Raw genomic sequence first — 13,554 nt, 5'->3', positions numbered from 1 at the left:
GCAAATCCGAAGCATCGACGCTGGATCTCTCGCCGCCACTACGCAATGGCTGGCTGGAACGTCTGTTCAAACTCAGCTTGCATGGCACCACGGTGAAGACCGAGTTGATTGCCGGTCTGACTACCTTCATCACGATGGCCTACATCATCTTCGTCAACCCGAACATCATGGCCGACGCCGGGATCGATCATGGCGCGGCGTTCGTCGCTACCTGCATCGCCGCCGCCCTGGGCTGCCTGCTGATGGGCCTTTACGCTAACTGGCCGGTCGGCCTGGCACCAGGCATGGGCCTGAATGCGTTCTTTACTTACACCGTCGTCGGCACCATGGGCTACAACTGGGAAACCGCCCTCGGTGCGGTGTTTGTTTCCGGTGTGTTGTTCATGATCCTGACCTTTTCCAGGATTCGTGAATGGCTGCTCAACAGCATTCCGGTAAGCCTGCGCTACGCCATGGGCGCGGGCGTTGGTCTATTTCTGGGGCTGATCGGCTTGAAAACCGCAGGTATCGTCGTCGATAGCCCGGCTACTCTGATCAAGCTTGGTTCCTTGCGCGAGCCTGGCCCGCTGTTGGCTGCCGTGTGCTTCCTGATGATCGCCATCCTCAGCTACCACCGAGTGTTCGGCGCGATCCTCATCAGTATCATCACCGTCACCCTCGCCGGCTGGGGCCTGGGCCTGGTGCATTACGAAGGGATCATGTCCGCACCGCCGAGCCTGGCTCCGACCTGGATGGCCATGAACGTCGCGGGCGTATTCAACGTCAGCATGATCAGTGTGGTTCTGGCGTTCCTTTTCGTGCACATGTTCGACACCGCCGGCACCCTGATGGGCGTGGCACAACGTGCCAATCTGGTGGCGCCTGACGGTCGCATCGAAAACCTCTCCCGCGCGATGAAAGCCGACAGCGCATCCAGCGTATTCGGTGCCGTGGTCGGCGTGCCACCGGTTACCAGTTACGTGGAAAGTGCCGCGGGCGTAGCCGCGGGTGGTCGCACTGGTCTTACCGCTGTCACCGTAGGCGTGTTATTTATCGCAGCGATGTTTTTCGCTCCGCTGGCCGGCATGATCCCCGCCTACGCCACCGCTGGCGCACTGATTTATGTCGCGATGCTGATGATGGGCGGCATGGCCCATATCGAATGGGATGAAGCGACCGACAGCATTCCGGCGATCGTTACCGCGATCATGATGCCGCTGACCTTCTCGGTCGCCGACGGTATCGCACTGGGCTTCATCACTTACGTGGCGTTGAAGGCCGGTACCGGCAAGTACAAGGAAATTTCCGTCAGCCTGTGGGTGCTCTGCGCGATCTTCATCGCCAAGTTCATCTTCTTGTAAGCCTTAACGCGGGACACGTTTCGAAACAGCCTCACCCCGTCGGGTGAGGCTTTTGTGCAAATGGAGGAAAGTGATGAGTCTGGAAACCTGGCTGCTGTTCAGCGGCGCGGCACTGGTAGTGATCCTGATCCCGGGGCCACTGTCACTGTTGATGATCAGCAACAGCCTGAATTACGGCCTGCGCCGTTCCTACCCGGCATTTCTCGGCGGGGTGATCGCTTCGATTTGCCTGTTGAGCGCCTCGGCACTGGGCCTGGGCGCTTTGTTGCTGGCCTCGGAACAGCTGTTCAGCGCCTTGAAGATCGTCGGCGCGCTGTATTTGTTCTACCTCGCCTGGCAGAGCTGGCAGCAATCGCGTCAACCGTCCCATGGCGCTGAAGTGCCACTGGCAGCGCCCGTGCCGCGCTTTCGCGCACTGTTCGGCCGTGCATTCATGCTCGGCGCCAGCAACCCGAAAGACATCCTGTTCTTCGCCGCGTTTCTGCCGCAGTTCCTCAGTGCCGAACAGCCGTTCCTGCCGCAGTTGCTGGTGATGATTGCGACCTGGACCGTGCTGGACCTGCTGTGCAAATTGGCCTACGGCCTCGGCGCCCATGGTGCGGCGCGCTATTTGCGCAGCGGCAAGGGGCAGAGCTGGTTCAACCGGGTGAGTGCCGGGTTGTTCAGTGGCGCGGGCGCGGCATCTTTGTTGAGTCGTTAAGCGAAAGCATCGCGAGCAAGCTTTGCTCCTACGGTCATTCGACACGAAACCTGTAGGAGCAAGGCTTGCCCGCGATGGCGTCAGCCCGGTCAGCACTTTTCCACAGACGAAAAAAAGCCCGCAGTGTGAGCGGGCGAAAGACCAAAGAAGCTATATGCGCAGTCGCTTCCAGGTGGTGGCAGCTGCTTGGGGGATCAGCTGCCGCGGTACGTGGAATAGCTGTAAGGCGAGATCAGCAGCGGAACATGGTAATGATCCTGCTCGGCGTTGATGCCAAAACGCAGCACCACCACATCCAGAAACGCCGGCTCCGGCAGCTGAACGCCGCGGGCGCGGTAGTAATCGCCTGCATGGAACTGAACCTGATAAACCCCGGTACGGTAATCGTCACCCTGCAGCAGCGGCGCATCGACACGACCGTCGCTGTTGGTTATCGCGCTGGCGACCAATTCCAGGTGCGAACCTTCAACGCGGTACAACTCGACCTTGATCGAGCTGCCCGGGCAACCATGTGCAGCGTCCAAAACGTGTGTAGTCAAACGTCCCATTGATTCTGCGCGCCTGCCTGCGTGGAGCAGTCAGACTTCGCGCCTCCCGAAGTCAGGTGAAAAGGAGACCGCACCGATTCGGAGCACGAAAAGCTGCGGCGAGCGATTGATTAAGACACTTTTCAGAAAAATTGTACACAATAAAAACGACATTTTAGCGACCGATAGCGCCATGACAGAAATTTCTGTCATTTTCCTGCGAAACCTCATGCCTTCTATACGCTGCAATCATTAACTGACCAGTCGGGCAGATTTCTTGCAGGTGCTTGTCAGTAGCACGTGAAGATGACCGTTAACGAAAAATGCAAAAAATCAGGCTTACAAAGTGAATATAAAGTTGTATACAATCAACCCATCGCTGTGACGCCAGCCAGTGATCCAACCTTTAGTCGCGTCACACCAACTGTCACCACGCATACAAGAAGGAAGACTGCAGTGAGCGCTGACTACCCTCGCGACCTGATCGGTTACGGCAGTAACCCTCCGCACCCACACTGGCCGGGCAACGCCCGCATTGCCCTGTCGTTCGTACTCAATTACGAAGAAGGCGGCGAGCGCAATATCCTGCACGGCGATAAAGAGTCCGAAGCGTTTCTCTCGGAAATGGTGTCCGCCCAGCCGCTGCAAGGCGCGCGCAACATGAGCATGGAATCGCTTTACGAGTATGGCAGCCGCGCCGGTGTCTGGCGGATTCTGAAACTGTTCAAGGAATTCGACATCCCGCTGACCATCTTCGCCGTGGCCATGGCTGCCCAGCGTCACCCGGATGTGATCCGCGCCATGGTCGATGCCGGCCACGAGATCTGCAGCCACGGCTACCGCTGGATCGACTACCAGTACATGGATGAAGCCCAGGAACGCGAGCACATGCTCGAAGCGATCCGCATCCTTACCGAAATCACCGGCGAGCGTCCGCTGGGCTGGTACACCGGCCGCACCGGCCCCAACACCCGCAAACTGGTGATGGAAGAAGGCGGTTTCCTCTACGACTGCGACACCTACGACGACGACCTGCCCTACTGGGAACCGAACAACCCGACCGGCAAGCCGCACCTGGTGATCCCCTACACCCTGGACACCAACGACATGCGCTTCACCCAGGTCCAGGGTTTCAACAAGGGCGACGACTTCTTCGAATACCTCAAGGATGCGTTCGACGTGCTCTACGCCGAAGGCGCCGAAGCCCCGAAAATGCTGTCGATCGGCCTGCACTGCCGGCTGATCGGCCGTCCGGCGCGTCTGGCTTCGCTCAAGCGCTTTATCGAATACGCTAAAAGTCATGAACAGGTGTGGTTCAGCCGCCGCGTCGACATCGCGCGTCACTGGCAAGCAACCCACCCGTACCAAGGGGCCGCGAAATGAGCGCCTTTCAAACAGTGAAACCATCGACCTTGAGCCGCGACGCCTTCGTCAAAGCCTTCGCCGACATCTACGAACATTCGCCATGGGTGGCCGAGAAGGCCTTCGACCTGGGCCAGGACGCCTCGATCGACGAGATCGAAACCCTGCACCAGCGCATGAGCGACATCCTGTTGAGTGCCGATCAGCAAAGCCAACTGGCCCTGATCAACGCTCACCCGGACCTGGCCGGCAAAGCCGCCGTCCAGGGCCAACTGACCGAAGCCAGCACCAATGAACAGGCTGGCGCCGGTATTCACCAATGCACGGCCGAAGAGTTCCAGCGCTTCACCGAGCTGAACGACGCCTACAAGGCCAAGTTCAAGTTTCCCTTCATCATGGCGGTAAAAGGCAGCAACCGGCATCAGATCCTCGCGGCGTTCGAAACGCGCATTCACAACTCGGCAGACACCGAATTCAAATGCGCGCTGGCGGAGATCAACAAGATCGCCCTGTTCCGATTACTGACCCTATAGCAAGCCTGGCCCGAGTACTTTCAAACGCAAACAGTACCCAGGGCCTTGCAAGCATCCCAAGCCAACTTATTAAAGGCAGACAAGAAGAATGAAAGCTTACGCCGTACCTTTCGAGAAGTTCGTCAACCTGGCCGACGCCCGCCTGGGCACCAAAATCATCTCGGTCACCGATGACTGGTTCGCAGACGCCAACCGTCTGTTCCAACCGACCCCGGCCGTTTGGAAGGAGGGCGTGTTCGATGACAACGGCAAGTGGATGGACGGCTGGGAGTCGCGCCGCAAGCGCTTTGAAGGCTACGACAGCGCTGTGATCCGCCTGGGCGTACCGGGATCGATCAAGGGCGTCGACATCGACACTTCATTCTTCACCGGCAACTTCCCGCCGTCGGCCTCCCTGGAAGCCTGCTTCCTGGCCGAAGGCGAGCCGAACGAAAACACCCAGTGGACCGAAGTGCTGTCCGCCGTCGAACTGCAAGGCAATAGCCACCACTACCACGAAATCAGCAACGACCAGGCGTTCAGCCACCTGCGCTTCAACATCTATCCGGATGGTGGTGTTGCCCGTCTGCGCGTGTACGGCATTCCGTTCCGCGACTGGTCCGCTGTCGGCGACAACGAGCAAGTCGACCTGGCCGCCGCCCTCAATGGTGGCCGCGCCCTCGCCTGCTCCGATGAACACTTCGGCCGCATGAGCAACATCCTCAACCCGGGCCGTGGCATCAACATGGGCGATGGCTGGGAAACCGCACGTCGTCGCACCCCGGGCAATGACTGGGTGATCGTCGCGCTGGGTCACCCGGGCGAGATCGAGAAAATCATCGTCGACACCCTGCACTTCAAAGGCAACTACCCGGACAGCTGCTCGATCCAGGGCGCGTTCGTCAAGGGCGGTACCGACAGCCAGATCGAAACCCAGTCGCTGTTCTGGCGCGAACTGCTGCCAAGCCAGAAGCTGGAAATGCACGCCGAACACACCTTCGCCGAGCAGATCAAGGCACTGGGCCCGATCACCCACATCCGCCTGAACGTGTTCCCGGACGGTGGCGTCAGCCGCCTGCGTGTATTGGGCAAGGTTGCGAAGTAAGCGCTGAACCTGTGGCGAGGGAGCTTGCTCCCGCTGGGCTGCGAAGCGGCCCCAAAAAAGGGACTGCTGCGCAGTCCAGCGGGAGCAAGCTCCCTCGCCACAATAATCAACACAGAATTCAAGGTAAGAAGACCAGCATGCGCACATTGACGATTGAACCGCTGACCAAAGAAGCCTTCGCCCCTTTCGGTGACGTGATCGAAACCGACGGCAGCGATCACTTCATGATCAACAACGGTTCGACCATGCGCTTCCATAAACTGGCGACGGTGGAAACCGCTACGCCGGAGGACAAAGCGATCATCAGCATTTTCCGCGCCGACGCGCAGGACATGCCGCTGACCGTCAGCATGCTGGAGCGCCATCCGCTGGGCAGCCAGGCTTTCATTCCGCTGCTCGGCAACCCCTTTCTGATCGTGGTCGCGCCAGTTGGCGATGAACCTGTATCAGGCTTGGTCCGCGCCTTCGTCACCAACGGCAGGCAGGGCATTAATTACCATCGCGGCGTCTGGCACCACCCGGTGCTGACGATCGAAAAGCGGGATGACTTCCTGGTGGTTGATCGCAGTGGCACAGGCAATAACTGCGATGAGCATTTTTTCAAAGAGGATGAGCGTTTGATCCTCGCCCCCCACCAATAAGAGAAGGTCTGATCACTCGACAACAAGAGTGACAGGCGAGAGGTAAAGACTGTGGAAGCACATCTGTTGGAATGGCTGAACCTGAGCGTGCGCTGGGTTCATATGATTACTGGTGTGGCCTGGATCGGCGCATCGTTCTACTTCGTCTGGCTGGAAAACAACCTCAATCGGGTCAACCCGAAAAGCGGTCTGGCCGGTGATTTGTGGGCGATCCACGGCGGCGGTATCTACCACCTGGAAAAATACAAACTGGCTCCACCGACCATGCCGGACAACCTGCACTGGTTCAAATGGGAAGCCTACTTCACCTGGATGTCGGGTATCGCGCTGCTGTGCGTGGTGTTCTACTCCAACCCGACGCTCTACCTGCTGGCTCCGGGCAGCACCCTGAGCGGTCCTGAAGGCGTGGCCATCGGCATCGGCTCGCTGTTCATCGGCTGGTTCGTCTACTCCTTCCTTTGCGACTCGGCCCTGGGCAAACGCCCTGCCCTGCTCGGCTTCATCCTGTTCGTCCTGATCATCGGCGCGGCCTATGGCTTCAGCAAGGTGTTCAGCGGTCGTGGTGCGTACCTGCACGTCGGCGCGATCATCGGCACCATCATGGTCGGCAACGTGTTCCGCATCATCATGCCGGCGCAACGCGCACTGGTGGCGGCCATCGCCGAGAATCGCACGCCGGACCCGGCGCTGCCAGCCAAAGGCTTGCTGCGTTCGCGCCACAACAACTACTTCACCTTGCCCGTGCTGTTCATCATGATCAGCAACCACTTCCCGAGCACCTACGGCAGCCAGTACAACTGGCTGATTCTGGCCGGGATCGCGGTGCTGGCGGTGTTGGTGCGTCACTACTTCAACACCCGTCACGACAGCCACAAATTTGCCTGGACCCTGCCGGTGGCAGCGGTGGGCATGATTTGCCTGGCGTACGTGTCCGGTCCGAAGCCGATGTCCAGCGCCCCCGAAGTAGCCAAGGCCCCTGCTGCCATCGAATACCAGCCATTGCCGGAAACTGCAGTGGGCGGTGGCTTGAAACCGGCCGAAGCCAAACCCGCAGAAACGCCTGCCGCCGCCCCGGCGCAAGCGACCAACGCCGGTCCGAGCTTTGACAAAGTGCACAGTGTGATTCAGGAACGCTGCTCGGTCTGCCACTCGGCCAAACCGACCAGCCCACTGTTCAGCGCAGCCCCAGGCGGAGTGATGTTCGACACCCCCGAGCAGATCCGCCAGAACGCCGCGCGGATCCAGGCTCAAGCCGTCGCCACTCAGATCATGCCACTGGGCAACATCACTCAGATGACTCAGCAGGAACGTGACCTGATCGGCGCCTGGATTGTGCAGGGAGCTCCGACCAACTAAGCAACACAAAAGCCTGTGACAAGCGGGCTTTTGTGGCAAGGGATGCTCCCGCTGGGCCGCGAAGCGGCCCCCTCTCTATCTGAAAAGAAGGGGACTGCTGCGCAGTCCAGCGGGAGCAAGCTCCCTCGCCACAGGTCTGCCTTACAAAAATCACAAGAATAAAAAAGATCCGAGGTGTTGCATGTCCGAGCTCTCCAAAGCACGCATCCCCGACGCACCCGCCATTCAGCGATTGCCCCTATTGCAACTGATTCTGGTCGGTCTGCAACATGTTCTGCTGATGTACGGTGGCGCCATCGCGGTGCCGCTGATCATCGGACAGGCCGCTGGCCTGAGTCGTGAAGAAATCGCCTTCCTTATCAACGCCGACCTGCTGGTCGCCGGCATCGCCACCATCGTTCAATCTCTTGGTATCGGCCCCATGGGCATCCGCATGCCGGTGATGATGGGCGCCAGTTTTGCCGCTGTCGGCAGCATGGTCGCCATGGCCGGCATGCCTGGCATCGGCTTGCAAGGCATCTTCGGTGCGACCATCGCTGCCGGCTTCTTCGGCATGCTCATCGCCCCGTTCATGTCCAAGGTCGTGCGCTTCTTCCCGCCTCTGGTGACCGGTACGGTCATCACCTCGATCGGATTGTCGCTGTTCCCCGTGGCCGTGAACTGGGCCGGCGGCGGTGCCAGCGCCAGCCAATTCGGCTCACCGATTTACCTGATCATCGCCGCGCTGGTGCTGGGTACCATTTTGCTGGTGCACCGCTTCATGCGCGGTTTCTGGGTCAACATTTCCGTGCTGATCGGCATGTGCCTGGGCTACGTGCTCTGTGGCGTGCTCGGCATGGTCGACCTCAGCGGCATGGCCCAAGCGCCATGGCTGCAATTCGTCACCCCGCTGCACTTCGGCATGCCGAAGTTCGAACTCGCGCCGATCCTTTCGATGTGCCTTGTCGTGGTAATCATTTTCGTCGAGTCCACCGGGATGTTCCTCGCGCTGGGCAAAATTACCGGCCAGGAAGTCTGCCCGCGAATGCTGCGCCGCGGCTTGTTGTGTGATGCCGGCGCGTCGTTTTTCGCAGGCTTTTTCAACACCTTCACTCACTCGTCCTTCGCCCAGAACATCGGCCTGGTGCAGATGACCGGCGTACGCTGCCGTTCAGTGACCATCGTCGCCGGCGGCTTGTTGATCGTCTTGAGCCTGCTGCCCAAGGCCGCATTCCTGGTGGCGTCGATTCCGCCAGCGGTATTGGGTGGCGCGGCGATTGCGATGTTCGGCATGGTTGCCGCCACGGGCATCAAGATTCTTCAGGAGGCCGACATCGGTGACCGTCGCAATCAGTTGCTGGTAGCGGTGAGCATCGGCATGGGCCTGATCCCGGTGGTCCGTCCGGAATTTTTTGCCCACCTTCCGCTGTGGATGAGCCCGATCACCCACAGCGGTATCGCCATGGCCACCCTCAGCGCGCTCACGCTGAACCTGCTGTTCAACATTCTTGGCGGCGCCGAGCGCGCGGCCATCAACGACTGCCACGCCCACTAAGACAGAAACGCCGCCCCTGTAGGAGCGAGCCTGCTCCGGGCGGCGTTCCGACGATGGACCCGAGAACACCGCGTTATCCAGATAACACGCGTAATCGTTGACGACCATCGTCGGAACGCCGCCCGGAGCAGTCTCGCTCTTACAGGGTAGGGGTTTGCTGCGCCTTGAAAATAACAACAAGAGGGAGCAACAGATGATTCGGACAACAACCAACCTGCTGTTGGGTGCTGGCCTGCTGGCTGCTAGCCAGGCCATGGCCGGCGATTTGCTGCTGTGGCAGACCAACAGCCTGAGCTATCTGTACGGCAAGGACTTCGCGGTCAACCCGTCGATTCAACAAACGATAACCTTTGAGCACGCCGACCGCTGGAAGTACGGCGACAACTTCATGTTCATCGACAGCACTTACTACAACGGCGAGAAAGACCGGAACAAAGGCGTCCACGCCTATTACGGCGAGTTCAGTCCGCGGCTGTCCCTCGGCAAAATCCTCGACCGCCGTTTCGAATTCGGTCCGATCAAGGATGTGCTGCTGGCCATGACTTACGAGAACGGCGAAGACGACACCGAGGCCTACCTGATCGGCCCCGGCTTCGACCTCGCGATCCCCGGCTTCAATTTTTTCACCTTGAACTTTTATAACCGCCACACCGAAGGTTCGCGCCCCGGCGACGACGTCTGGCAGATCACCCCGGCCTGGTCCTATACCGTGCCGCTGGGCAATTCGAGCCTGTTGATTGACGGTTACATCGACTGGGTTGTGGATAACGACCAGAACTCGCGCGGCACCTATCACGCCAACGTGCACTTCAACCCGCAGATCAAGTACGACCTGGGCAAAGCCCTCGGCTGGCGGGAGAAACAGGTGTACGTCGGCGCCGAGTACAGCTACTGGAAAGACAAGTACGGCATCGAAAACACCGCGAACTTCGATACCAATGAAAACACCACCAGCCTGCTGGTGAAGGTGCATTTCTAAAATGACCCGCAACCGTGCGCCACACCTGTCGTCGGTGCGCTGTTGCGGGGCACTTGAGACCTGGCCAAGGAGTCAGTATTCTCCGCGGCCGCCTGAATCCGCTTTAAAAAAAAGCCCGGATTTAATTCCTGACCAGAAAGCCAACTTATCCCGGCTCTGGACGGTATCAAGGCATCCCCATACCCCTCTCAATCGACTGTTTTTGAGCAGCCGAGCGGGAGTTTTTTTGCTTTTCGAATGCCTTGGCGCAGCTCTTGCTAACAGCATGAAAGCTGACCGATTGGATGAATATTTACCGCAACGAAAAAAAGGCGCCACACCAGAGCGCCGACCTTAAAAAAATACGTGGAACACCTACTTTTTGGGAGCAACCGAATGAAACGTACGTGCACTAGCCTGATGCTGGCGGGATCCATGCTGGCGGGGGGTCAGGCGATGGCGGGCGATCTGCTGCAATGGCAGAACAACAGCCTGACTTATTTGTATGGCAAAGACTTCCAGGTCAATCCGCGCATCCAGCAGACGGTGACCTTCGAACACGCCGATGGCTGGAAATACGGCGATAACTTCTTCTTTATCGACAAGATTTTCTACAACGGCAAGGAAGACGGCTTCGCCGGTGAAAACACCCATTACGGCGAACTCAGCCCACGGCTGTCGTTCAACAAGATCTTCGACCAGAAAGTCGAATTCGGCCCGATCAAAGACGTGCTGCTGGCCATGACCTACGAGTTCGGCGAAGACGACACCGAGTCTTACCTGATCGGCCCTGGTTTTGACCTGGCCATTCCGGGCTTTGATTATTTCCAGCTGAACTTCTACAACCGTCACACCGAAGGCGGTCGCCCGGGGGATGACGTGTGGCAAGTCTCGCCAGTCTGGTCCTACACCGTCCCGGTCGGCGACTCGGACATCCTGATCGATGGTTTCATGGACTGGGTGGTCGACAACGACGTCAACGACAAAGGCGAATATCACGCCAACCTGCACTTCAATCCACAGATCAAGTACGACCTGGGCAAGGCGCTGAGCCTGGGAGAGAAGCAGTTGTACGTCGGTGTCGAGTATGACTACTGGAAGAACAAGTACGGGATTGAAGACAGCCAGGGCTTCAAGACCGATCAGAGCGTGACCAGTTTCCTGGTTAAGGTTCACTTCTGATCCTTCAGCGCCTGTAAGGACGTCTTCGCTTTGCTCCTACCGGTTTTGTGTCGTTCGCCAATTATCTGAACGACACAAAACCGGTAGGAGCAAAGCTTGCTCGCGATAGCCGCACCAACGATCTCAAGCCGAAACCACAGGCTCCGCCAACCCAAGAAACCGGCTCAATTCCCCGCGCTTGGCCAACGCATCGCGCCGCCCCAGATCAATCAACTCGCTGCAGTACCCCGCCTCGAACAGCAGATAACTCAACACGCCCGCGCCACTGGTCTTGGTCGCGCCCGGTCCGCGCAGAAACAGCCGCAATGCCGCCGGCAGTTCCTGGCGATGACGTGCAGCGATCTCGTCGATTGGCTGACTCGGTGAAATCACCAACACCTCGACAGGAGCCACGCCCAGAGTGCGCGTCGGCGTACCGTCAGGCATGAGGTGGCTGAACTGATTCAAGCGGCGCAACAACTCAATGTCGCTTTCCAGGCTGTCGATGAACGTACTGTTGAGCATGTGCCCACCGATTTGCGCCAGCGTCGGTTGCTGGCCGGTGTAGACACGTTGCAACGGATGCTCGGGGTCGACGCCTCGCGGGTTGCCGCTGACGCCCACCACCAGCACGCGATTGGCGCCCAGGTGCAGCGCCGGGCTGATCGGTGCTGACTGCCGCACCGCGCCATCGCCGAAATATTCCTCGCCGATTTTCACCGGGGCGAACAGCAGTGGAATGGCTGAACTGGCCAGCAGGTGATCAACGGACAATTGCGCAGGAACGCCGATCCGGCGATGACGCAACCAGGCTTCGATTGTGCCGCCGCCCTGGTAAAACGTCACGGCCTGCCCCGACTCGTAACCGAATGCCGTCACCGCCACCGCCTTCAACTGCTTTTGTGCGATGGATTCGGCGATGCCGGTCATCTGCAACTTGTCGTTGAGCAAACGGCGCAGCGGCGAGCTGTCAAGCAGCGCAACCGGCACCTGAGCACCGAGCCCCAGCAAACTGTGGCTTACAAAGCGGCTGGCCTGATGGATGACGCCTGGCCAGTCGCTGCGCAGCACCAGGCGACTGCGAAAGCCCTGCCAGAAGACCGTCAAGCGTTCGATGGCAGCGCGAAAATCCGTGGCGCCGCTGGCCAGGCTGACTGCATTGATCGCCCCGGCCGAGGTGCCGACAATCACCGGAAACGGATTGTCCGCACCCAGGGGCAAAAGCTCGGCAATTGCCGCCAGCACGCCCACCTGATAGGCCGCCCGCGCCCCGCCACCGGAAAGAATCAAACCAGTTACCGGTTCAGCAGGACTCATTGCAACACTCCATGGTGCTTATTGGGGGCGGCGGGTCAACCGCGTTTTGCGTAGAGTTTGGGCTCGCCCGGTGGACGACTCTTGAAGCGGCGGTGCGCCCACAGGTATTGCTCCGGACATTCGCGCAACACGCCTTCGATCCATTGGTTGATACGCAGGCAATCGGCCTCTTCGGTTTCACCGGGGAAGCCTTCGAGCGGCGCATGGATGACCAGACGATAACCGCTGCCATCCGCCAGACGCTCCTGGGTGAACGGCACCACCAGCGCCTTGCCCAGCCGCGCAAACTTGCTGGTGGCGGTGACGGTTGCAGCCTGGATGCCGAACAGCGGCACGAAAATGCTTTGCTTGGCGCCGTAGTCTTGATCCGGCGCGTACCAGATCGCCCGCCCCGCACGCAGCAGCTTGAGCATGCCGCGCACATCTTCACGCTCCACCGCCAGCGAATCGAGGTTGTGGCGCTCACGTCCCTGGCGCTGGACGAAGTCGAACAACGGGTTCTTGTGTTCGCGGTACATGCCGTCGATGGTGTGCTGCTGGCCCAACAGCGCCGCACCGATTTCCAGGGTGGTGAAATGCACCGCCATCAGGATCACGCCCTTGCCTTCGCGCTGAGCCTGCTGCAAATGCTCCAGCCCTTCGATATGTGCCAGCTTCGCCAACCGCTCGCGCGACCACCACCAGCTCATGGCCATTTCGAAGAACGCGATGCCGGTGGAGGCGAAGTTTTCCTTGAGCAGGCGCTTGCGCTCGGCCGCGGACTTTTCCGGGAAACACAGCTCCAGATTGCGCTTGGCGATGCGCCGTCGGTCGCCCGCCACGCGATACATCAAGGCGCCGAGCGCGCGACCGAGCCACAACAATGCCGGATACGGCAACTGGACGATCAGCCACAACAGCCCCAAGCCACACCACAGCGGCCAGAAACGTGGAGAAAGAAAGGTTTTTCGAAAACGCGGGCGGTCCATTAATGCATCCGTTAAGACAATGGCCGCGCATTCTACATCGTTCGACCCGGCTTGCGGCCTGCGGGCGTTCTCG

General features: G+C 59.5%; 13 protein-coding genes. 10 read left to right on the top strand and 3 right to left on the bottom strand.

Translation table 11 applies throughout. The features are described 5' to 3' along the window. The first annotated feature begins 20 nt into the window (after positions 1-20). Both D8U73_RS18820 and D8U73_RS18815 read left to right on the top strand, forming a co-directional pair. Positions 21-1,340, top strand: coding sequence for an NCS2 family permease (locus D8U73_RS18820; protein ID WP_236708441.1), 1,320 nt, complete (start codon positions 21-23; stop codon positions 1,338-1,340). Positions 1,341-1,413: 73 nt separating this feature from the next. Continuing rightward, complete coding sequence (locus D8U73_RS18815; RefSeq protein WP_056853838.1) at positions 1,414-2,040, top strand: LysE family translocator; 627 nt, start codon at positions 1,414-1,416, stop codon at positions 2,038-2,040. Positions 2,041-2,234: 194 nt separating this feature from the next. On the opposite strand, the gene uraH is transcribed toward D8U73_RS18815, so the two are convergent. Then, entirely contained in the window at positions 2,235-2,588 is a 354-nt protein-coding gene (gene uraH / locus D8U73_RS18810; RefSeq protein WP_056853839.1) for a hydroxyisourate hydrolase, read from the bottom strand. 435 nt (positions 2,589-3,023) lie between these two features. On the opposite strand from uraH, the gene puuE reads away from it, so the two are divergent. The 8 genes from puuE (at position 3,024) to D8U73_RS18760 (ending at position 11,217) form a co-directional block, all read left to right on the top strand. Beyond that, positions 3,024-3,950 carry an allantoinase PuuE gene (puuE, locus tag D8U73_RS18805; protein ID WP_130905394.1) on the top strand — a complete coding sequence of 309 codons (927 nt, stop codon included), beginning with the start codon at positions 3,024-3,026 and terminating at the stop codon, positions 3,948-3,950. Continuing rightward, positions 3,947-4,462, top strand: coding sequence for a 2-oxo-4-hydroxy-4-carboxy-5-ureidoimidazoline decarboxylase (uraD, locus tag D8U73_RS18800; protein WP_056853841.1), 516 nt, complete (start codon positions 3,947-3,949; stop codon positions 4,460-4,462). The genes puuE and uraD overlap by 4 nt, the downstream gene beginning before the upstream one ends. Positions 4,463-4,550: 88 nt before the next feature. Then, positions 4,551-5,546 (top strand): allantoicase, encoded by a 996-nt coding sequence (gene alc, locus D8U73_RS18795; RefSeq protein WP_056853842.1) that lies wholly within the window; start codon positions 4,551-4,553, stop codon positions 5,544-5,546. A gap of 137 nt (positions 5,547-5,683) precedes the next feature. Further along, positions 5,684-6,187: an ureidoglycolate lyase gene (locus tag D8U73_RS18785; RefSeq protein ID WP_056853843.1), complete on the top strand. Its 504-nt coding sequence runs from the start codon at positions 5,684-5,686 to the stop codon at positions 6,185-6,187. A gap of 51 nt (positions 6,188-6,238) precedes the next feature. Further along, entirely contained in the window at positions 6,239-7,543 is a 1,305-nt protein-coding gene (locus D8U73_RS18780) for a urate hydroxylase PuuD (protein ID WP_130905393.1), read from the top strand. 181 nt (positions 7,544-7,724) lie between these two features. After that, positions 7,725-9,077, top strand: coding sequence for a nucleobase:cation symporter-2 family protein (locus D8U73_RS18770; RefSeq protein ID WP_056853845.1), 1,353 nt, complete (start codon positions 7,725-7,727; stop codon positions 9,075-9,077). Between the two features lie 193 nt (positions 9,078-9,270). Beyond that, positions 9,271-10,056: an outer membrane protein OmpK gene (locus D8U73_RS18765; RefSeq protein WP_056853846.1), complete on the top strand. Its 786-nt coding sequence runs from the start codon at positions 9,271-9,273 to the stop codon at positions 10,054-10,056. Positions 10,057-10,431: 375 nt separating this feature from the next. Further along, positions 10,432-11,217 carry an outer membrane protein OmpK gene (locus D8U73_RS18760; RefSeq protein WP_130905392.1) on the top strand — a complete coding sequence of 262 codons (786 nt, stop codon included), beginning with the start codon at positions 10,432-10,434 and terminating at the stop codon, positions 11,215-11,217. A gap of 123 nt (positions 11,218-11,340) precedes the next feature. Here the strand turns inward: D8U73_RS18760 and D8U73_RS18755 are convergent, their stop codons facing one another. Together D8U73_RS18755 and D8U73_RS18750 are read right to left on the bottom strand one after the other, a co-directional pair. Continuing rightward, a complete protein-coding gene (locus D8U73_RS18755) occupies positions 11,341-12,513 on the bottom strand; it encodes a patatin-like phospholipase family protein (protein ID WP_130905391.1) in 1,173 nt (390 codons plus the stop codon). Positions 12,514-12,548: 35 nt separating this feature from the next. Continuing rightward, positions 12,549-13,481 carry a lipid A biosynthesis lauroyl acyltransferase gene (locus tag D8U73_RS18750; RefSeq protein ID WP_056853850.1) on the bottom strand — a complete coding sequence of 311 codons (933 nt, stop codon included), beginning with the start codon at positions 13,479-13,481 and terminating at the stop codon, positions 12,549-12,551. Positions 13,482-13,554: the final 73 nt, after the last annotated feature.

Origin of the sequence: Pseudomonas sp. Sample_22 (genome assembly GCF_004307635.1) — a bacterium.
Lineage (GTDB): Bacteria > Pseudomonadota > Gammaproteobacteria > Pseudomonadales > Pseudomonadaceae > Aquipseudomonas.
This window is presented reverse-complemented; position numbering and strand designations above follow the sequence as displayed.